This window comes from Mesorhizobium vachelliae (genome assembly GCF_033977325.1).
Lineage (GTDB): Bacteria > Pseudomonadota > Alphaproteobacteria > Rhizobiales > Rhizobiaceae > Mesorhizobium > Mesorhizobium vachelliae.
The window spans coordinates 306397-326091 of the sequence record NZ_JAVIIR010000003.1; the positions used below are offsets into that span (position 1 = coordinate 306397).

Annotated in this window: 23 protein-coding genes; 12 read left to right on the forward strand and 11 right to left on the reverse strand. The window is 65.0% G+C overall.

All coding sequences use genetic code 11. The annotated features are described in order from the left end of the window. Positions 1-61: 61 nt before the first annotated feature. Positions 62-1072 (forward strand): helix-turn-helix transcriptional regulator, encoded by a 1011-nt coding sequence (locus RFM41_RS08390; protein WP_320247578.1) that lies wholly within the window; start codon positions 62-64, stop codon positions 1070-1072. On the opposite strand, the gene RFM41_RS08395 is transcribed toward RFM41_RS08390, so the two are convergent. After that, on the reverse strand, positions 1041-1466 hold the full coding sequence (locus RFM41_RS08395) for an OsmC family protein (protein ID WP_140785513.1): 426 nt from the start codon (positions 1464-1466) through the stop codon (positions 1041-1043). The two genes, RFM41_RS08390 and RFM41_RS08395, sit on opposite strands and share 32 nt — an antisense overlap. Positions 1467-1762: 296 nt before the next feature. Between RFM41_RS08395 and RFM41_RS08400 the strand changes: the two genes are divergently transcribed. Then, positions 1763-1975 carry a hypothetical protein gene (locus RFM41_RS08400; protein ID WP_320247576.1) on the forward strand — a complete coding sequence of 71 codons (213 nt, stop codon included), beginning with the start codon at positions 1763-1765 and terminating at the stop codon, positions 1973-1975. A gap of 11 nt (positions 1976-1986) precedes the next feature. Next, positions 1987-2343 carry a YciI family protein gene (locus RFM41_RS08405; RefSeq protein ID WP_320247574.1) on the forward strand — a complete coding sequence of 119 codons (357 nt, stop codon included), beginning with the start codon at positions 1987-1989 and terminating at the stop codon, positions 2341-2343. 90 nt (positions 2344-2433) lie between these two features. Here the strand turns inward: RFM41_RS08405 and RFM41_RS08410 are convergent, their stop codons facing one another. Further along, on the reverse strand, positions 2434-3711 hold the full coding sequence (locus tag RFM41_RS08410) for a ubiquinone biosynthesis hydroxylase (protein ID WP_320248077.1): 1278 nt from the start codon (positions 3709-3711) through the stop codon (positions 2434-2436). A 103-nt stretch (positions 3712-3814) separates the two neighbouring features. On the opposite strand from RFM41_RS08410, the gene tesB reads away from it, so the two are divergent. The 7 genes from tesB to xth all read left to right on the forward strand — a co-directional run bounded on the left by tesB (position 3815) and on the right by xth (position 12028). Beyond that, positions 3815-4678 carry an acyl-CoA thioesterase II gene (gene tesB, locus RFM41_RS08415; RefSeq protein ID WP_140646056.1) on the forward strand — a complete coding sequence of 288 codons (864 nt, stop codon included), beginning with the start codon at positions 3815-3817 and terminating at the stop codon, positions 4676-4678. A 354-nt stretch (positions 4679-5032) separates the two neighbouring features. Then, positions 5033-5371, forward strand: a complete 339-nt coding sequence (locus tag RFM41_RS08420; RefSeq protein WP_320247571.1) for a P-II family nitrogen regulator — start codon at positions 5033-5035, stop codon at positions 5369-5371. Positions 5372-5402: 31 nt separating this feature from the next. Continuing rightward, positions 5403-6758 (forward strand): ammonium transporter, encoded by a 1356-nt coding sequence (locus tag RFM41_RS08425; protein WP_430691516.1) that lies wholly within the window; start codon positions 5403-5405, stop codon positions 6756-6758. Positions 6759-7073: 315 nt separating this feature from the next. Further along, positions 7074-7349, forward strand: a complete 276-nt coding sequence (locus tag RFM41_RS08430) for a hypothetical protein (RefSeq protein ID WP_320247569.1) — start codon at positions 7074-7076, stop codon at positions 7347-7349. 204 nt (positions 7350-7553) lie between these two features. After that, positions 7554-10229: a DNA translocase FtsK gene (locus RFM41_RS08435; protein ID WP_320247566.1), complete on the forward strand. Its 2676-nt coding sequence runs from the start codon at positions 7554-7556 to the stop codon at positions 10227-10229. Between the two features lie 220 nt (positions 10230-10449). Further along, positions 10450-11127: an outer membrane lipoprotein carrier protein LolA gene (locus RFM41_RS08440; protein WP_430691515.1), complete on the forward strand. Its 678-nt coding sequence runs from the start codon at positions 10450-10452 to the stop codon at positions 11125-11127. A 94-nt stretch (positions 11128-11221) separates the two neighbouring features. After that, positions 11222-12028: an exodeoxyribonuclease III gene (xth, locus tag RFM41_RS08445; protein ID WP_320247564.1), complete on the forward strand. Its 807-nt coding sequence runs from the start codon at positions 11222-11224 to the stop codon at positions 12026-12028. 50 nt (positions 12029-12078) lie between these two features. Here xth and RFM41_RS08450 read toward each other — a convergent pair whose 3' ends face one another. Then, a complete protein-coding gene (locus tag RFM41_RS08450) occupies positions 12079-12534 on the reverse strand; it encodes a Crp/Fnr family transcriptional regulator (protein ID WP_320247562.1) in 456 nt (151 codons plus the stop codon). Positions 12535-12813: 279 nt separating this feature from the next. Further along, positions 12814-13497 carry a response regulator transcription factor gene (locus RFM41_RS08455; protein WP_320247560.1) on the reverse strand — a complete coding sequence of 228 codons (684 nt, stop codon included), beginning with the start codon at positions 13495-13497 and terminating at the stop codon, positions 12814-12816. A gap of 176 nt (positions 13498-13673) precedes the next feature. Between RFM41_RS08455 and RFM41_RS08460 the strand changes: the two genes are divergently transcribed. Next, positions 13674-14180, forward strand: a complete 507-nt coding sequence (locus RFM41_RS08460) for a L,D-transpeptidase family protein (protein ID WP_320247558.1) — start codon at positions 13674-13676, stop codon at positions 14178-14180. A gap of 80 nt (positions 14181-14260) precedes the next feature. Here RFM41_RS08460 and RFM41_RS08465 read toward each other — a convergent pair whose 3' ends face one another. Next, a complete protein-coding gene (locus RFM41_RS08465; protein WP_320247556.1) occupies positions 14261-14509 on the reverse strand; it encodes a hypothetical protein in 249 nt (82 codons plus the stop codon). Positions 14510-14639: 130 nt separating this feature from the next. Between RFM41_RS08465 and gcvA the strand changes: the two genes are divergently transcribed. Then, positions 14640-15560 (forward strand): transcriptional regulator GcvA, encoded by a 921-nt coding sequence (gcvA, locus tag RFM41_RS08470; protein ID WP_320247554.1) that lies wholly within the window; start codon positions 14640-14642, stop codon positions 15558-15560. A 1-nt stretch (position 15561) separates the two neighbouring features. Here the strand turns inward: gcvA and RFM41_RS08475 are convergent, their stop codons facing one another. From RFM41_RS08475 to tsaD, 6 genes are all read right to left on the reverse strand, one after another. Further along, complete coding sequence (locus tag RFM41_RS08475) at positions 15562-15987, reverse strand: DUF1761 domain-containing protein (protein WP_320247552.1); 426 nt, start codon at positions 15985-15987, stop codon at positions 15562-15564. A 51-nt stretch (positions 15988-16038) separates the two neighbouring features. Further along, positions 16039-16737, reverse strand: coding sequence for a class I SAM-dependent methyltransferase (locus RFM41_RS08480; protein WP_320247550.1), 699 nt, complete (start codon positions 16735-16737; stop codon positions 16039-16041). Beyond that, entirely contained in the window at positions 16692-17117 is a 426-nt protein-coding gene (locus RFM41_RS08485; RefSeq protein WP_320247548.1) for an EVE domain-containing protein, read from the reverse strand. The genes RFM41_RS08480 and RFM41_RS08485 overlap by 46 nt, the downstream gene beginning before the upstream one ends. 93 nt (positions 17118-17210) lie before the next feature. Next, positions 17211-17507 carry a YciI-like protein gene (locus RFM41_RS08490; RefSeq protein ID WP_320247545.1) on the reverse strand — a complete coding sequence of 99 codons (297 nt, stop codon included), beginning with the start codon at positions 17505-17507 and terminating at the stop codon, positions 17211-17213. Positions 17508-17524: 17 nt separating this feature from the next. After that, entirely contained in the window at positions 17525-18529 is a 1005-nt protein-coding gene (locus RFM41_RS08495; RefSeq protein WP_320247543.1) for an NAD(P)H-dependent glycerol-3-phosphate dehydrogenase, read from the reverse strand. Beyond that, positions 18526-19626 carry a tRNA (adenosine(37)-N6)-threonylcarbamoyltransferase complex transferase subunit TsaD gene (gene tsaD / locus RFM41_RS08500; protein WP_320248074.1) on the reverse strand — a complete coding sequence of 367 codons (1101 nt, stop codon included), beginning with the start codon at positions 19624-19626 and terminating at the stop codon, positions 18526-18528. The genes RFM41_RS08495 and tsaD overlap by 4 nt, the downstream gene beginning before the upstream one ends. Between the last annotated feature and the right edge of the window lie 69 nt (positions 19627-19695).

Here is a 19695-nt window from a genome sequence, read left to right on the forward strand (position 1 = left end):
GAACCGGGCTTCAAAATTGGCGATGGTCTTGCGAACCATCCGTCGGAGGCAGGGGGTGCCGATGACTGCGGCAAGGGGGCCGTCGGCTTCGTTCAGACTGGTCACGGACATGGTCCCGGAACGGGATCGTGTCGAGGTCATGCGCGAAGTCTATGGCCGCACGGTGCTGAAGGTCGATCTCGATCCGCTCGACGCGACGCATGTCGACATGCAGGTGCGCGCGCTGCCGGGGCTGGGCATCGCAACGGGCACCTCCTCGGCATTCCGGGTGCATCACTCGACGACGCTGATCGACAGCGACGACCTTGTCCTGCTCGCGGCGCTGGACGGCGCAAGCGTGATGAAGCATCGCGGCCGCGAGGAGCCGGTCGGCGGCGGCCACGCGCTGATGATGAGTGGTGAAGAGGTGGGGCTCAACGTCATCCAGCCTGGCGGCATCCGCTTCGTAAATATGAGCTTTTCCCTCAAACAGCTTTCGCCGCTGATCGGCGATCCCGCGACCGCGCTGATGCGGCCGCTACCGACCGACACCGGAGCGATGCGGCTGCTGATCGACTATGTCCATTCGGTCCAGGATGCGGGCGACGGGCTCAGCGCGGAAGAGCTGCATGTGGCGGCAACGCATATCTTCGATCTGGCGGCGCTTGCCATCGGCGGGACGAGGGACGCGATGGAAATGGCGCGCGGGCGCGGCGTGCGGGTGGCGCGGCTTCGCGCCATCAAGGCCGACATCATCGCCAGGGGCGGCGACCTCTCGGCCGAGGACGTCGCCAGGCGCCACCGGCTTTCCGCGCGCTATGTGCGCAAGCTGTTCGAAAGCGAGGGCACATCGTTGTCCGAGTTCGCGCTGCGCCAGCGCCTGCTGCGCGCGCACCGCATGCTTTGCGATCCGCGTCACGCCGGACGCAGCATCACGGCAATCGCTTTCGAGGCCGGCTTCAACGACCTTCCTATTTCAACCGGGCATTCCGGCGCCGCTATGATGCGACGCCGTCGGATATCCGAGCGGCCGCCCTTAAGGATTGACGACCGGGGCCGTCTCACCCAAGCTTCGCATCCAGCGACACCTTGATGGCGCCAAGCGCCTTCGAGACCGGGCACTCCGCCTTGGCCTTCTCGGCCAGTTCCTTGAATTTCGCCGCGTCGATGCCCGGCACCTTGCCGACCAGAGTGATGGCGCTGCCGGTGATGCCGGTGCCGGGCACCAGCGTCACCACCGCCTTGGCGTCGAGCTCGGCCGCCGGCGTGCCGTTTTCCGCGAGGAAGTGCGAAAGCTGCATGGCGTAGCAGCCGGCATGCGCCGCGGCGATCAGCTCTTCCGGATTGGTGCCGGATTTGCCGCTCTCGTCCTCGAAACGCGCCTTGAACGAATAGGGCGTGCCCTTCAAGGTCCCGCTTTGGGTGTCCAGCGTGCCCTTGCCCTCTTTCAGATTGCCTTTCCAGACGGCGTTTGCGGTGCGGTCCATGGAGTCCTCCTGCCTTGTCGGGGTTCTCGCCAGCGGCGCCAGCGTTCATCTGAACTATAGCGCGGGCGCGGCGGAAGACCATCCGGCTTTAAAGCGCGTCGCGCTGAGCCGGATTCAGGCGACGCGCTTTAAGTCTTTGTTTTGATGCATGTCGTTGTCCCAGAACCGCTGCACTTCTGGGCGACATGCATTAGGCGTCAAAAATCTCAAAGAAAGTTGCGTGCGAAAATGTCGACTTCGACCGGGCCGGAGCGTCCTGCGGGGGCCACGAGGTTCGTGGCCGAACGGAGGCTCGCATGGACGATCTGTTTTTCTCACTCTGGCGACGTTCCGGAGGCAAGCCGCAACGCAAGGAGGACTTCTGGCTGGATCCGCCGCCATCCGGCTTCGGCCGGCTTTTGGCGTCGGTTGCCGTCATCGGGGTTGCCGCGTGCCTTCTCGACCATGCAGCGGCAGTCAAAGGCGCGGCTGACACTGTACGGACCGCATCCTATGGTTCATCGCAATAAGGGAGCTGGACATGAAATATGTGCTTTTGGTCTACGGCCAGGAAAAAGACCTCTTCGCGCTTAGTCCGCATGAATCGGCCAAGCTCGATGCCGATTCGCTGGCCCATGACAGGGAACTGGAAAGGCAGGGCAAGCTGATCGTCGCGCAGGCGCTGCAGCCGGTGAAGATGTCGAAGTCGCTCAGGCGGCGCAAAGGCAAGCGGCTGGTGACCGACGGCCCCTTCGCCGAAACCAAGGAGCAATTGCTGGGCTTCCTCATGGTCGAGGCGGCGGATCTCGACGAGGCGCTGGCGATCGCCGACCGCGTTCCGCTGGCCGAGCTCGGCACCGTCGAGGTCAGGGCTATCTACAACATACCGGGATCATGACGGCGTCTCGGGTCTGCGCTCCGCTTCGCGTCGCTCCGCCCGTGGATGGCGACATGATGGGCGCTGCGGCTCTCTCTCCAGGGCGTGCGTTCAGATCGCCTCGCCCTTCAGCAGCCTTGGCGTGTCGCCGGACAGGCCCGAGGCCTGCCGGATGAAGAAATCCTTGAGCTTCGGCATGCGCTCGACGAGGCCGAGGCCGAGGTCGCGCACGGCGCGCAGCGGGCCGATGTCGTTGGAGAACAGGCGGTTCAGCACATCGGTGGTGACGCCCATCTGCAGCGTGTCGAAGCGGCGCCATTGCTGGTAACGCTCGAGCACGTCCAGCGCGCCGATATCCTGGCCGAGGCGGTCGGCCTCGACCACCACTTCGGCGAGCGCCGCCACGTCCTTGAAGCCGAGATTGAGGCCCTGGCCGGCGATCGGATGGATGCCGTGCGCGGCGTCGCCAGCGAGCGCGATGCGCGGCGCGATGAAAGCGCGGGCGAGCGTCAGGCCGAGCGGCCAGGCGCGCGGCTTGTCGGCAACGCTTATTTCACCGAGCTTCAGGCCGAAGCGCTGCTCCAGGTCGTGCTCGAAGACGAATTCGTCGCCCTCGACCAGCGCCTTGGCGTCCTCCGTGCGCTCAACCCAGACGATCGACGAGCGGTTGGTGCCATCCTTGTCCGGCTTCAGCGGCAGCGTGGCGAAGGGGCCTGCGGGGAGGAAATGCTCCTCGGCGCGGCCGTTATGCGGGCGCTCATGCGCCACCGTGCAGACGATGCCGGACTGGCCGTATTCCCATTTGACCGTCTTGATGCCGGCCATGTCGCGCAGCTTCGAATTGACGCCGTCGGCGGCAACGAGCAGCCGCGCCTTCAGCGTGGCGCCGTCCGCCAGATGCACGGTGATGCCGGCGCCGTTCGCATCGAAGGCGCTGACCGCCATGCCTTCGATGATGTCGATGCCGAGCTTTTCGGCGCGCTGGCGCAGCGCGCCGTTGAGATCCCGGTTGGCGACCATGTGGGCGAAAGGCTCGCCGGGCGCCACCTCGCCGTCGAAGGTCAGGAACACCGGACGCACCGGGTCGGCGGTGCGCGAGTCGGTGATGATCATCTCGGTGATCGCCTGCGCCTGCGGCGCGATCTCTTCCCAGACGCCGAGCTGTTCCAGCATGCGGCTCGCGGCCGCCGCGATGGCGGAGGCGCGGCCGTCTTTCTGCCAGACGCCGGCGGGGGCGGCATCGACGATGGCGATGGCGAGGCCCGGCCGCGCCTGCTTCAGCGACACGGCCGCCGTGAGGCCGACATAGCCGGCGCCGGCGATGAGCACGTCGAGCGGCGCATCGCGGCTCCCGTTCGCTTCCGCTCCATTCGGCTTGCGGTCGACCATGGCATCATCCTTTCGCGGCTTCGGCCGGCTGCCGTATGCGGCCTTGACTGCCTGCGCGTCCTGTCCGAAACCGGCCATGGCACATCCTTGAAGGATTTCAGACATGACCGCGGCGATGGACGAGCTTCTCGACATTCTCGACCTCGAGCAGCTCGAACACAATCTGTATCGTGGTCGCAGCCCCAAGGTCGACTGGCAGCGCGTCTTCGGCGGCCAGACCATCGCCCAGGCGCTGGTCGCCGCGCAGCGCACCGTGGAGCCGGAGCGCCACGTGCATTCGCTGCACGGCTATTTCATGCGGCCGGGCGACACCAAGCTGCCGATCGTCTACGAGGTCGACCGCATCCGCGACGGCGGTTCCTTCACCACGCGCCGGGTCGTGGCGATCCAGCACGGACAGGCGATCTTCTCGCTGGAGGCTTCCTTCCAGCAGGACGAGGTCGGGCTCGAGCACCAGCTGCCGATGCCGCGCGACGTGCCGGCGCCCGACACGCTGCTCACCCAGCGCGAGCTGCTCGGCAAGTTCGGCGAGGCGGTGCCGGAAGGCATCAGGCGCTACTGGGAGCGCGACCGGCCGATCGAGATGAAGCCGGTGATGCTGAAGCACTATACCAGCCGCGAGAAGCTGGAGCCGCAGCAGAACATCTGGATCCGCACCACAGGCCCGGTGCCGGAAAACCGCGCGACGCAGGCGGCCGTGCTTGCCTATCTCTCGGACATGACGCTGCTCGACACCTCGACCTTCGCGCATGGGCGCGCCATCTTCGACCGCGACATCCAGGCCGCCAGCCTCGACCACGCCATGTGGTTCCACCGCAGCCATTCGCTCGACGACTGGATCCTCTACAATCAGGACAGCCCGTCGACGCAAGGCTCGCGCGGCTTCACCCGCGGCTCGCTGTTCGCGCGCGACGGAACGCTGATCGCCTCGGTTGCCCAGGAAGGGCTCATCCGGCTGAAACGCTGACGGGGTATCGCTTCTTCCGAAGCGCGGCCACGAGCCGGCTGTCATGCAAAAGAAATCGACGCGGCGCGATTTTCCGCAAAATCCTTGCGGCAAACCCATGCTGCTACCTTGGGCAACGCTGGTAGCTTGCAAAATAGGCAATTTCCGATATTTGCCTATCTTTTAGTCAGGTGATGCGTCGCGCCTTTGACGAAGCCTCTGTCCCGGGCACTTCATTCCCTTTGTTTACAACAGGTTAATGCCCTGCCTCGGCAACTGGCACGGAGCTTGAATCCTGTCGAGCACTCTCCGGCTCCTCGGGATCGGTGAAGGTGTGCAAACGCGGGGGACCGCAACAGCAAAGGGTGAAACCTTATGAAAATCGTGATGGCAATCATCAAGCCGTTCAAGCTCGACGAGGTGCGCGAAGCGCTCACCGCCGTCGGCATCCAGGGCCTGACCGTCACCGAAGTCAAAGGCTACGGGCGTCAGAAGGGGCACACGGAAATCTATCGCGGCGCGGAATACGCGGTCAGCTTCCTGCCCAAGATCAAGATCGAAGTCGCGGTCGGGACCGACATGGTCGACAAGGCCGTCGAGGCCATCACCTCGGCCGCCAAGACCGGCCAGATCGGCGACGGCAAGATCTTCGTCTTCGGCATCGACCAGGCCGTACGCATCCGCACCGGCGAAACAGACACCGACGCGCTCTGAGCGACGACCAGCTATTCCAACGGAGAGTTCAATGAATATTCCTTCCACCTTCAAGACGACGGGACGCGCCGCCGCGCTCGCCGCGTTCGCGCTCACGGCCTTGAGCACGGTCGCCGCGCTCGCGCAGACGGCCGCGCCGGCCGCCACGACCACCGCTCCGGCGCCCGCGCCGACCCCGGTGCTGGACAGCGGCAACACCGCCTGGATGCTGACCTCGACGGCGCTGGTGCTGATGATGACCATCCCGGGCCTGGCGCTGTTCTACGGCGGCATGGTGCGCAAGAAGAACGTGCTCGCCACCATCATGCAGAGCTTCGCCATCACCTGCCTGGTGACGGTGCTGTGGTTCATGTTCGGCTATTCGCTCGCCTTCTCAGACGGCGGCAGCATGAATGCCTATCTCGGCGGCTTCTCGAAGTTCTTCCACCACGGCATCACTGTCTCCACGCTGTGGGCGCCGGGTGTTTCGAACATTCCCGAGTTCGTTTTCTCGATGTTCCAGATGACCTTCGCAATCATCACCCCGGCGCTGATCGCCGGCGCCTTCGCCGAGCGCATGAAATTCTCGGCGCTGCTGATCTTCATGGGGCTGTGGCTGGTCTTCGTCTACGCGCCGATCGCGCACTGGGTGTGGGGCGGCGGCTTCCTCGGCTCGGCCGGCGTGCTCGACTTCGCCGGCGGCACGGTCGTCCATATCAATGCCGGTGTCGCGGGCCTGGTCTGCGCGCTGGTTCTCGGCAAGCGCGAGGGCTACGGCACCACCAACATGGCGCCGCATAACCTCGTCTATTCCGTCATCGGCGCCTCGCTGCTGTGGGTCGGCTGGTTCGGTTTCAACGCCGGTTCGGAACTCGGCGCCGACGGCCTCGCCGGTGCCGCCATGATGAACACGCAGGTCGCCACCGCCGCGGCGGCGCTGGCCTGGATGTTCGCCGAATGGATCGTCGCCAAGAAGCCTTCGGTTCTCGGCATCATCTCGGGCGCCGTCGCCGGCCTCGTCGCGGTGACACCGGCCTCCGGCTTCGTCAACCCGACCGGCGCCTTCATCGTCGGCATCCTTGCCGGCGTGATCTGCTACCTCTCGGCGGTCAAGCTCAAGCATGCGCTCGGCTATGACGACTCGCTCGATGCCTTCGGCGTGCACGGCGTCGGCGGTGTGGTCGGAGCGTTGCTCACTGGAGCGCTCGCCGATCCGGCGATCAACGCCGCCGGCAAGGGCGGTTCGGTCGCCATCCAGGCTTACGGCATCGTCTTCACCATCCTGTGGACGGCGATCGCCACCTTCGTGATCCTGTTCATCGTCAAGGCGCTGGTCGGCCTGCGTCCGTCGAAGCAGGAAGAGGTCGAGGGGCTCGACGTCACCCAGCACGGCGAGGTGGTGCCGTAAGGCCCGTTTCGCTCCTTGCTTTGGCGCAATTCCGGACGGGAAACCGTTCGGAGTTGCCCCGAGGGCCGGCGGATCCTCCTCCCGCCGGCCCGGAATTCCTCCCAAGATCCCGTCGTGATGCTCTCGAAAGGGGCTCACGCCTTGAGGCCCGGAAGAACCTTCCGGGCCTCCTTTTTTTTTGTCGGGCGGCTATCCAGGCCATTTCGATCACGTTCACTTGATCGCATCGAAGTGAAACATCGGCCTTTCAGGTTCCGTACTGGGAAAGCGAGCGTCATCAGGGCGCCCGCCAAACAAAAGGGAAGGAACCACCTGATGAACATCAAGAATATCTTCCTGGGAGCAATGGCTCTCTCGATGATCAGCGGCGTTGCACTTGCCGGTGCTCTCGATGAGCCAACCAACATGGCCCCGTTCTTCACCGATTCCAGCATGAAGACCATGAAGCCGGAGGCCGACTTCAAGGCGGCCTGGGCTGCGACGGCGAAGGACAAGCAGGACTCAATGATGAAGGAGTGCCAGGACGCGGCGATGAGCAAGCCTCACGCCGAATTCTGCGCCAATCTGATGATGTTTGCCGGTCACAAGTGATCGCGAAGGTCGGATCCGGACGGATCCGATCGTTTCGCCATTTCAGGCAAGGTGGCGGGCCGCAACGCCTGCCATCTTTGCTGAGGCTGAGCCCGGGTAAAGACCCATGGTTAATGCGGCCTTAACCTTCCCCCCGATAGTCTGGTGTTCGAATCTGCCGGAATGCGCCATGCGCCCGGCCAGGCAACGATCACGGGGAAGAGCATGCGTTCAGGCGCCTCAGCACCGCTCGCGCTGACCGACACGGGGCACGGCATCCAGGCATTCGCGCGGCGTCAGGTCGGGCGGCTGGTCGGCGCCGGGCTGTTCCTGTTCACCGCCTTCGGCATCGCGGCCCTGGCCACATGGAACGTCGCCGACCCCAGCTTCTCGCATGCCACCAGCAACGTCGTCACCAACGCCATGGGCTATGCCGGCGCGGTGTTTTCGGACCTCGCCATGCAGTTCTTCGGCCTCGCCGCCGTCGCGGGGCTGGTGCCGGCGGTGATCTGGGGCTTCCTCCTTTTTTCCGCGCGCGGCGTCGACAAATTGCCGAAGCGCGGCTTCGCCTGGTTCGGCTTCGCGCTTTTGGCCGCGGCCATCGCCGGCTGCGTGACGCCGCCCAACACCTGGCCGCTGCCGACCGGGCTTGGCGGCGTGTTCGGCGACATGGTGCTGAAGATTCCGGGCATCGCGGTCGGCGGTTACCCGAAAGGCCTTTTCGCGACGGTCATAGCGGTCATCCTCGCCGCGCCGACCTTGTGGCTGTTCGCCTATGGCTCGGCACTGATCGCACGCAAGAACGGCTTTGCCGTCATGGAGCGCACTGCTGCGCCCGATCCGCGCGAGCAGGACGAGATGCTGTTCGACGAGGATGAGGACGAGGGCGACGAGGGCATACTCGCGCTCGGCGCCGTCACCCATTGGTGGCTGTCGTTCCGCGCCTTCCTGCACCGCCGCGCAGAGCGACGCAGGCGGGAGCGCGACGAGTTCGAGCCGGCGATGGAGCCCAAGGCCAGCGCCTGGCGGCGTGCTGCCGAGCGCGTCGAATCGGCCGAGTTCGCCGAAAGCCGGATGAGCCCGGGCGGTCGCGCCCGCGTCGAGCCGGAATTCTTCGCCGCCATGGTCAATGACCGCAGCGCTTCGGTCGATCCGGCCGACCAGGACATCTTCGACGACGAACAGGACGAAGACGTCGACCTTGACGATTTCGACGACGAGGCGCCTGTCCAGCGGCGCGGTGCTGGCGCCAAGGTGCAGAATTTCCGCTCCGATGCCGCGACCCGCGTCGCCGCGCCGGCGGCGCGTCCGGTGCCGGGCTCGCGTGTCCAGCGCGAGGCGCAGACGTCACTGATCGGATCGGACACGTTCGAGATGCCGTCGCTGCATTTCCTCTCCGAGCCGAAGAACATCGCAAAGGATGCGAGCCTTTCGAAGGACGCGCTGGAGCAGAATGCGCGGCTCCTCGAAGGCGTACTGGAGGATTTCGGCGTCAAGGGCGAGATCATCCATGTCCGCCCCGGTCCGGTCGTCACACTCTATGAATTGGAGCCGGCGCCCGGCATCAAATCCTCGCGCGTCATCGGCCTTTCCGACGATATCGCCCGCTCGATGAGCGCCATCGCCTGTCGCGTCGCCGTCGTGCCCGGCCGCAACGCCATCGGCATCGAACTGCCCAACGCCAAGCGCGAGACGGTCTATCTACGCGAGATCATGGCCAGCCGCGATTTCGAGACGACCAAGATGAAGCTGGCGCTTGCCCTTGGCAAAAGCATCAACGGCGAAGCCGTCATCGTCGACATCGCCAAGATGCCGCACGTGCTGGTCGCCGGCACCACCGGCTCGGGCAAGTCGGTCGCCATCAACACCATGATCCTGTCGCTGCTCTACCGGATGACGCCGCAGGAATGCCGGCTGATCATGATCGATCCGAAAATGCTCGAGCTTTCGGTCTATGACGGCATCCCGCATCTGCTGACGCCGGTGGTCACCGATCCGAAGAAGGCTGTCGTCGCGCTGAAATGGACCGTGCGCGAGATGGAGGACCGCTACCGCAAGATGTCCAAGGTCGGCGTGCGCAACATCGACGGCTTCAACGCGCGTGTCCAACAGGCCGAGAAGAAAGGTGAGAAGATCTCGCGCACGGTCCAGACGGGCTTCGACCGCCAGACCGGCGAGGCGATCTACGAGACCGAGGACCTCGATCTTGAGCCGATGCCCTATATCGTGGTCATCATCGACGAGATGGCCGACCTGATGATGGTGGCCGGCAAGGACATCGAAGGCGCGGTGCAGCGCCTGGCGCAGATGGCGCGCGCCGCCGGCATCCATGTCATCATGGCCACGCAGCGCCCGTCGGTCGACGTCATCACCGGCACCATCAAGGCCAATTTCCCGACCCGCATCTCCTTCCAGGTGACGTCCAAGATCGACAGCCGCACCATCCTCGGCGAGCAGGGCGCCGAACAGCTGCTCGGCATGGGCGACATGCTCTACATGGCCGGCGGTGGCCGCATCCAGCGCGTGCACGGCCCGTTCGTGTCGGACGACGAGGTCGAGAAGGTCGTCGGGCATCTGAAGCTGCAGGGGGTGCCGGAATATCTCGACGCCATCACCGAGGACGACGAGGAAGATGACGAGGACGGTCCGTCGGGCAAAGGTGGTTCCGGCGGCGGTGGCGGCGGCAATTTCGAGGATTCCGATGATCCCTACGACCAGGCGGTGGCGGTGGTGCTGCGCGACGGCAAGGCCTCGACCAGCTACATCCAGCGCCGGCTCGGCATCGGCTACAACCGCGCCGCCTCGATCATCGAGAAGATGGAGAAGGAAGGCATTGTCGGCCCGGCCAACCATGCCGGCAAACGTGAGATTCTGGTGCCGACCGAAGAGGACAAGTTTTAGGATCTGTGAGATTCAGGTGAGGCCCGCCTGACCTGAATCTCGACAAACCCTTGGCTCGGCGAGACGCCGACCCGGTCAGCAGGCAACCGGAAATCGTCTGGCGCGTTTCGTGCGACGGACTGTCATCCGCGCCTTTGCGACGGCTGTCGCGCGTCGCCAAACTTAGGCCCTAGTGGGAGTCCAGAAACTGCCACCACACGAATCACAGGAAGTGACCGGCATGAAGACCCAGACAGAATTCGCCATCACCCGCCGCCAGATCCTCGGTCTCGGCCTGATGCTTGGCGGAGCCGCCGCTCTCAACCTCGTGCCGGGCTATCAGCTCGTGGCCGCGGCGCAGGCCGCGGTGCCGCCGGCGGCGCAGAAGATCGCCGATCATTTCTCCTCGGTGAAGTCGATGAGCGGCGAGTTTGTCCAGTTCGGGCCGAAAGGCGAGCAGACCGGCGGCAAGTTCTTCCTCGAGCGTCCGGGCAAGATCCGCTTCAACTATGACGGCTCCTCGAATTTCCGCGTCATCTCCGACGGCAAGTCGGTGGTGATCCTGAACAAGAAGCTCAATACATCCGACCTCTACCCCCTGTCGAAGACGCCGCTGAAGCTGCTGCTGGACGACCGGATCGACCTGTCCGGCGGGCGCGTCAAGGCCGTCAAGGAAGAGGACGACCTCACCACCATCAAGCTTTCCGACAAGTCGGTCTTCGGCAATGCGATGATCACCATGATGTTCGACCCGAAGACCTACGAGCTGCGCCAGTGGACGATCACGGATGCGCAGGGCAAGGATACGACGGTGATGATCTTCAACGTCAAGGAAGGCGGCAGTTTCCCGGCCGATACGTTCGCGATCGACTACACGGCGAACAGGGAGCTGAACACGAAGACGCGGTCTGGCGGGTAAGCCGGCGCCGAAGCGCCGAAGGCTATTTGCCGAGCTTGTCTTTACAGCGCGCGGCTGGCACTAGATCGGTGATCTCTTGCCGGACCGCGCCTGAATGCCTTTCACCATCGCCACCTGGAACATCAACTCCGTGCGCCTGCGCATGCCGATCGTCGAGCGGCTCCTGAAGGAGCACGCGCCCGATGTGCTCTGCCTGCAGGAGACCAAGGTTCCCGACGAGCTGTTCCCGGAAAAAGCCTTCCGGAAGGCTGGCTACGAGCACATCCTGTTCCACGGCCAGAAGGGCTATCACGGCGTCGCCACGGTCGCCCGCCGGCCGATCGAGCTGGTCGAGAAGCGGCGTTTCTGCGAGATCGACGACAGCCGGCATCTGTCGGTCAGGGTGCAGGCAGGCGGCAAGTCGGTGCTGGTGCATAATTTCTACGTGCCGGCCGGTGGCGACGAGCCGGATCCGGAGATCAACCGCAAATTCCGGCACAAGCTCGATTTCGTCCATGAGATGAACGGCGTGCCGGCGAACGGGGACGAGCTATCCGCGTCGATACTGGTCGGCGACCTGAACATCGCGCCGCAGGAGCACGATGTCTGGTCGCACAAGCAATTGCTCAACGTCGTCAGCCACACGCCGGTCGAGACGACAAATTTCGAGGCGATGCGCAAGGCCGGCGGCTGGGTCGACCTGATGCGGCTCAACGTGCCCGCCGAGCAGAAGCTCTACACTTGGTGGAGCTACCGCGCGAAGGACTGGGAGGCGTCGAACCGCGGCCGCCGCCTCGACCATGTCTGGTCCTCCGCCAACCTTGTGCCGGCTTTCGCGGGGTATGAGATCCTGCAGGCGGCGCGCGGCTGGGAGAAGCCGTCCGACCATGTGCCGGTGATAGCGCGGTTCGATTTGGATTAGGTGCGGTGGCGCCTGCCTTTCGAAGGCGCTCCCTGGCCGACGCCCAACCGCTACCCCGTAAATCGCGGCGCCAGTTTCTCAATACGGGCGATCATCTGCTGGAATTCCTCCAGGATGCGCTCATGCAACAGCACCGCGATCTCGGGATATTCTTCCAGGATTCGGTGGAACATCTTGCGGCTCAATCGGATCACTTCCGAGTCGACCGCGGCGGAGGCGCTGGTCAGCCGGTTGGTGTCGGCGATCAGCGCCAGTTCGCTCAGCATGGTGCCCGGGCCTGCCGTACCGATCGGGACGCGTTCACCGCCCAGCTCCCGATAGAGCGTGATCAAGCCGCTGACCACGATGTAGGCAGAGTCGGCGACGTCATCCTCGCGGTAGAGCTTATGGTCGGCCTGGAGCACGGTGGTCTCGGCGCCGAAGGCGAGCAGGCGCAACTGTTCCTGCGTGAAGCCCTGGAAAAGCTTCACGCCGGACAGGATGAGGATGTCATCATCCAGCGCCATCCTAGCTGTGTCCCCGAGCGGTCAGTCCAGTCCCTCCTTTGGAGCGGCGCGTCCTAAAGGGACCCGCAAGAGACGCTCCAACACTAGCAGCCTGCACACCGTGCGAGGCATCCAACGAGCCGATCCGTCACCCTCCAGCACCGGGATCGTACCCGAAGCGGTCCCGCCCCGACCGCTCATTTTGTATGTTTGACGCAATTCCGGACGGAAGGCTACGGCGAAGCCGCCAAGCCTAACCGCTTCGCACTTTTCCTGGAATTGCTCCAGATCATGAAATGCTTAAGGAACCAGTTTGTAGCCGCCGCTTTCTGTCACAAGAATTTCGGCATTGGAAGGATCGCGCTCGATCTTCTGGCGCAACCGGTAGACATGGGTCTCCAGCGTGTGCGTGGTGACGCCGGAATTGTAGCCCCAGACCTCCTCCAACAGCACGTCGCGCGTCACCACCTTCTGGTCGGCGCGATAGAGGTATTTGATGATCGAGGCTTCCTTCTCGGTCAGCCGCACCTTGGCGCCGCGCGGATCGATCAGCAGCTTCTGGCTCGGCTTGAACGTATAGGGGCCGACGGAAAAGGTCGCGTCCTCACTCTGCTCATGCTGGCGAAGCTGGGCGCGGATGCGCGCGAGCAGCACGGCGAAGCGGAAAGGCTTGGTCACATAATCGTTGGCGCCGGCCTCCAGGCCCAGGATCGTGTCGGAATCGGTGTCGTGGCCGGTCAGCATGATGATCGGCGCCTTGTAGCCGCCCTTGCGCAGGATCTTCACCGCCTCGCGGCCATCCATGTCCGGCAGGCCGACATCCATGATGAGCAGGTCGATGACGCCGCCGCGCGCCGCGGCAACGCCTTTTGCGGCGGTCGATTCCTGCTGGACGTCGAATTCTTCGTAAAGCGCCAGCTGCTCGACAAGGGTGGCGCGCAGGTCGTCGTCGTCATCAACGATCAGGATGGTGCGTGATGTCATGGATATCAATCCGTTGTTTTAAAAAGAATATTCAGTTGACCTCCCCCCATTTATGCGGAAGCTCACCGGCGCAACAGCCGATCACAGTGATTTGTTCCGTGACACAATCATACAAGAAAAAACGCGCGCGCAATGCGGCGGGCGCATTTTTGCCGAAAGCCTTGAGGGTTTTGGTCGTGCGCGCACGCCCAGGCAACCCCGCGCAAGGCTTCCTGCAAGCCGGCAAAACGGTGTTTCCCTGCGCGCTGGGACGCGGCGGCATTACCGCCGACAAGCATGAGGGCGACGGCGCGACGCCATTGGCGTCGATGCGCATCCTGTCGGGCTATTTCCGGGGCGATCATTTTCCGGGTGGACGCCGGACGAGGCTGCCGATGGCGCCCATCGGCCCGGGTCTCGGCTGGTGCGAGGTGCCGGACGACCGCAACTACAACCGTCCGGTGAAGATCCCCTATGGCGCCAGCCATGAGCGGATGAAGCGCGACGACCGGCTCTACGATGTCTGCCTGGTGCTCGACTGGAACATCGCGCCGCGCCGGCGCGGGCGCGGCAGCGCGATCTTCTTCCACCTGGCGCGGCCGGGCTTCACACCGACGCAAGGGTGCGTGGCGGTGACGGCGCGGACCATGGCGAGGCTGCTTCCTCTGCTGTCGGACAGGACGGTGGTGCGGGTAGTGAGGTAGGGGAATAGGGGAATAGGGGAATAGGGTTGTCAGCTCGGCTGGCGAAAAAAGGTCGCCAATTTTCCCTACTCCCCTACTCCCTATCTGCGCTGCCAACCCGTGCCGAGCAGACCGATCTCGCGGAGCTCCCTGTCCATCGTCTTCGAGATGTCCCGGCGCCCGGCGCCGATGTCGCGCAGCTGGCTGTCGGAGAGGTCTTCGACCGACTCGTGCGGCAGCCGGGCGGCAATTTGGGCCTGGCGCAGCCAATCGCGCGCCGAACGCAGCCAAAGGGTGAAGCCGGAAGGGGATTCCAGGGTGGTGCAGGACTTCAGGGCGATGTCAGACATGGCTCTATCCGTGTTCTCCGGATATCAAATCCGGTTTTATAGTGTTTCGATGAAGCCATCTTGCCGGATTGAAAAACAAACGGGAAACGAGTAGTTCTTTTCTGATCGTCAAGTTTTATTTGGAGATCGCATGTCCAAGCTGCTGCCGGGAACACGGGCGCTGAGGACGTTCGAGGCGGCGGCCAGGCATCTCAACTTCACCCGCGCCGCCGACGAGCTCGGCCTGACGCCGGCGGCGGTCAGCCACCAGATCAAGGAAATAGAGGATCAGCTCGACCTGGTGCTGTTCACGCGCACCAGCCGCACCATTAGGCTGACGGAAGCGGGCAATGTGCTGCTGGAGGCCTCGGTCGATGCGCTTGACCTGCTGAACCGCGCCGTCAGCCGCGCCCGCAAGCTGACCCGTGGCACGGCGCTTTTGAAGGTGACGCTCGACGCGCAGTTCGCGACGAAATGGCTGATGCGCCGCGTCGACGATTTCCGCCAGCAGAAGCCGGGGATCGAGCTGCGCTTCGACATCACCTACGATGTCAGGGATTTCGAGCGCGACGATGTCGATGTCGGCATCCGCTTCGGCACCGGCAGATATCCGGGGATCATCGCGCACCGGCTGTTCGAGAACATCATCATCCCGGTCTGCAGCCCGGCATTGCTTGCCTCGGGTCCACCGCTGAGGGAGCCGCGCGATCTCTTCAACCATACGCTTGCGCATATCGAATGGTCGCGGCAGGGTGTGACGTGGCCAAACTGGCGCATGTGGATGCAGGCCGCCGGCGTCGACGATTTCGACGACAGCCGCACGTTGGTGTTCAGGTCCTCGACCGACGCCACGCAGGCGGCGCTCGACGGCAACGCGGTGGCGCTGGCCGATTTCGCCATGGTCGCCAGCGATCTCTCGCAAGGGCGCCTGGTCCGGCCCTTCGAGCTCGGCATCAAGGTCGCGGCCGACTTTGCCTATTTCCTGGTCTATCCGCAGGAGGCGAAGGACGACGCGCGGGTCATCGCCTTCCGCGAATGGCTGCTGGACGAGGTGGCGAAAACGCCGACCTGAATCAGCCCGCTGGCGCCGCGGGCGCGCCGAACCAGCCGATGATGGCGCCGATGATCAGCATCACGCCCAGCCAGTGGCCGGCATCGATCAGCGTCAGGGCCCAGCCGAAGCCTTCATAGCGGTGGTTGACGGCAAGCGTGGTGGCGATGAAGCCCAGCCAGAGCACGAAGCCGAACAGCAATCCCGCGATCGGGTTCGGCTCGCCGCCGGTTATGGCACCCACCACCAGCGTCAGGACGAGCGCCATGATCAGCTCGGCGATGAAGCTGACGACGAACGGAACGGCCGAGCGCTTCATGGTGGCCGGGTCGAGCTTGGCCGCCTTCAGCCACGGCTTGCTCAGGCTCATGTACCAGGCGGCGCCGAACAACCATGCGACGACGGCGGCGACAACCACCGCCAGCCAATTGACGACCGAAAAATCCATGCTTTCCCCCTCCGGATCGGAATGCGATGGAACGCTTGTTCGTCCGTCGCGTCAAGCAAGGCGCCAGACGGTCGTGCGCTTGACCTCGGCATCCTCCAGCACGCGCGTCACCGGAACCTGGTAGACGGCAAGCGATTCCAGCCCGGTCCTGGGAAGATAGGCGCGGCCGGGATCGCCGACGAGGATCTCGGCGCCGCGCGCCTTCAGAGACCTGAACCAGGGCAGCAGCCTGTCGGCGAAGGCCTTGTCGTAGAAGACGTCGCCGGCAAGCACGACGTCCCAGCCGTCGTCGGAGCCGACACAATCCGTGCCGAGGAATTGCGCGTCCACGGTGTTGGCTTCGAGGTTGATGGCGATCGCCGTCTCGCAGAACGGGTCGATATCGGCCGCGATCACCTGCTTCGCGCCGGCCTTTATCGCCGCGATTGCGACAAGACCGGAACCGGAGGCGAAGTCGAGCACCCGCTTGCCGCGCACGGTGCCTGGATTGTCGAGCACATAGCGGGCGAGGCCCTGGCCGCCGGCCCAGGCAAAGGCCCAGAAAGGCGGCGGCAGGCCGATCTCGGCCAGCTCCTCCTCGGTGCGCAGCCACAGGTCATGCGCCTCGTCGGCGAGGTGCAGCAGCACTTCCGGCACATGCGGCGGCGCCATCAGCGCCGTGTTGTCGAGGATGAAGGTCTTCGCGGTTTTCGGCGTAAGTCGTTTCACGGCGCCGGGTTGAGCTCGGCCATGCGGCAGACCTCTTTCCATTCGGCCGGCGTCACCGGCTGCACGGAAAGCCGGCCAAGCCGGACCAGCGCCATCTCGGCGAGCTTGGGGTTGGCCTTGACCTGTTCCAGCGTCACCGGCTTCGGCACGTCCTTATAGGCGCGGATGTCGACGCATTCCCAACGCGGATCGTCGGTCGTGGTGTCGGGATGCGCCAGCGCGCAGACCTCGGCGATGCCGACGATGTTGAGCCCCTCATTGGAATGATAGAAGAAGCCGAGATCGCCGATCTGCATGGCCTTCATGTTGTTGCGGGCGGCGTAGTTGCGCACGCCGTCCCATTGCGTGCCGGCCTTGCCCTTGGCCTTCAGCGCCTCGAAGGAAAAGACCGAAGGTTCGGACTTGAACAGCCAGTGGTTCATATCGTTTGTCCCATCGCTTTGTCGCACCGCCACGCATGGCGTTCCAGTCTATGCTTACTCTCTCGCCGTCGCCGCGGCGAGAGCAGCGAACGATCATGCGCCGGCGGGCTTCTGGAAGACCCAGTTCCACGGACGGATCTGGACGCTTTCGAACAGGCCGGCCTTGGCGTAGGGGTCGGCGGCGGCCAGCGCTTGCGCACCAGCCATGTCCGGCGCCTCGATCATCACCAGGCTGCCGTCCGGCTTGCCGTCGGCGTCGAGGAAGGGACCAGCAAAGGCAAGCCGGCCTTCAGCGATTAGGCCTTCCAGGAAGGCCGCATGCGCCGGTCGCGTGTCGACGCGCAGCTGCAGGCTGCCGGGCTTGTCCTTGCAAATCAACGCAAACAGCATTTTTCAACTCCGATGGTTCAGATGTCGGTTTCGGTCTTGAGCGGGCGTGTCATCAGGGCGGTCACGGCCTGGCCGATGGTGATCTTGCAGTCGAGGATGGCGGCGACGGCCGAGATGATCGGCGCCTCGATGCCGCGCTCGGCGGCGATGCGGGCGGCGATGCCGGCCGTCGGCACGCCCTCGGCCAGAGGCAGGCCGGCAAGCGGCTTGCCCTGGCCGAGCGCCAGGCCGTAGGCGAAATTGCGCGACTGCGCCGAGGAGCAGGTGAGCAAGAGGTCGCCGAGGCCGGAAAGCCCCATCAGCGTCTCGGGTTTCGCGCCGAAGGCGGCGCCGATGCGGCGCAACTCGACGAAGCCGCGCGTCACCATGGCGGCCTGGGCGCTGGCGCCGAGGCCTGCGCCGGTGACGGCGCCGGCGGCGATGGCGAAGACGTTCTTCAGCGCGCCGCCGATCTCGACGCCGATCAGGTCGTCGCTGGAATAGCAGCGCAGGTTCTCCGCCGAGAAGCGCGCGGCAAGCTCAGCCGCCAGATCGCCATCGCGGGCGGCGACCACGACGGCGGTCGGCAGGCCGCGCGCGACATCGCTGGCGAAGCTCGGGCCGGACAGCGCCGCGACCGGACTGCCCGGCAGGCTCTCCTCGACGATCGCCGACAGCAGCGCGCCGGTGTCGCGCTCGATGCCCTTGGCGCAGAGCACCAGCGGTGCGCCTGCGGGAACGTGGTTGCGCGCAGCGGCAAGGACCGCGCGCAGCGACTGCGCCGGCGTCACGGCAAGCACGCAGTCGGCGCCGTCGAGCGCCGCGGCCATATCGCTGGTGGCCGCGATGCCGGGCGCAATCCTGATGCCGGGTAGGTAGCGCGGGTTCTCGCCGCGGGCGATGGCGGCCACGGTATCGGTGTCGCGCGCATAGAGCCGGACATCATGGCCGGCGCGCAGCATGGTCAGCGCCAGCGCCGTGCCCCAGGCGCCGCCGCCCAGCACCGCGACGCGCCAGCCCGACTTCTTGCCGCTCGCGCTCATGCCTTGGCACCGCGCCGGCCAGATCCGACCAAAGGCGCTGAAACGCTGTCGAGCGGCCAGCGCGAGCGCGGCACGAAGTCGGCGGTGTTTTCGTCGGCGATCCCGGCGCGCAGCCGCTCGATGCCGGCCCAGGCGATCATCGCCGCGTTGTCGGTGCAGAGTTTCTGCGGCGGCGCGACGAAGGCGAAGCCGGCTTCAGAACAAAGCGCTTCGAGCGTTGCCTTGATCGTGCGATTGGCGGCGACGCCGCCGGCGACGACCAGCGCCGGCTTCGCCTGGTTGGGGAATTCCTGGCGGAAGCGGGCAAGGGCGCGGCCGACACGATCGCCAAGCGCGTCGGCCACCGCCGCCTGGAAAGAGGCGCAGATGTCGGCGACGTCCTGGTCGCTCAGCGGCGCGATCGCGGTTGCCGCCTGGCGCACCGCCGTCTTCAGGCCGGAGAAGGAGAAGTCGGGTTGCGCGGAGCCTTTCATCGGGCGCGGGAAGGCAAAGCGGCCCGCATTGCCGCCGGCTGCCGCCTTCTCGACATTCGGGCCGCCGGGATAGGGCAGGCCGAGCATCTTGGCCGTCTTGTCGAAGGCTTCGCCCAGCGCATCGTCGATGGTCGTCGCCCAGCGCTGATAGTCGCCGACGCCGCGCACCGCGACGATCTGCGTATGGCCGCCGGAAACGAGCAGCAGAAGGTAGGGGAAGTCGAGCCCGTCGGTCAGCCGCGCCGTCAGCGCGTGTCCTTCGAGGTGGTTGATGGCGATCAGCGGCTTGTTGGCGGCCGCGGCAATCGCCTTGGCGGTCATCAGGCCGACGATCAGCCCACCGACCAGGCCGGGCCCCGCTGTCGCGGCGATCGCGTCGACCTCGTCGAGCGAGACAGACGAGTCGGCAAGCGCTGCCTCGACGATGCCGTCCAGTGCTTCGACATGGGCGCGCGCGGCAATCTCCGGCACGACACCACCGAAGGCCGCGTGCTCCTCGATCTGGCTCAGCACCACGTTGGAAAGTATCTTGGGGGACAGGATTTCGGGTGCGGAGGCGCCATCCAGCGCCACCACGCTGGCCGCCGTTTCGTCGCAACTCGTCTCAATGCCCAGAACGCGGATCAATTGGTCGCTGTCCATAAAGATTGTGTCACCGGAGGTCAGTCGATATTCAGGTGATGCCGGCCTGCA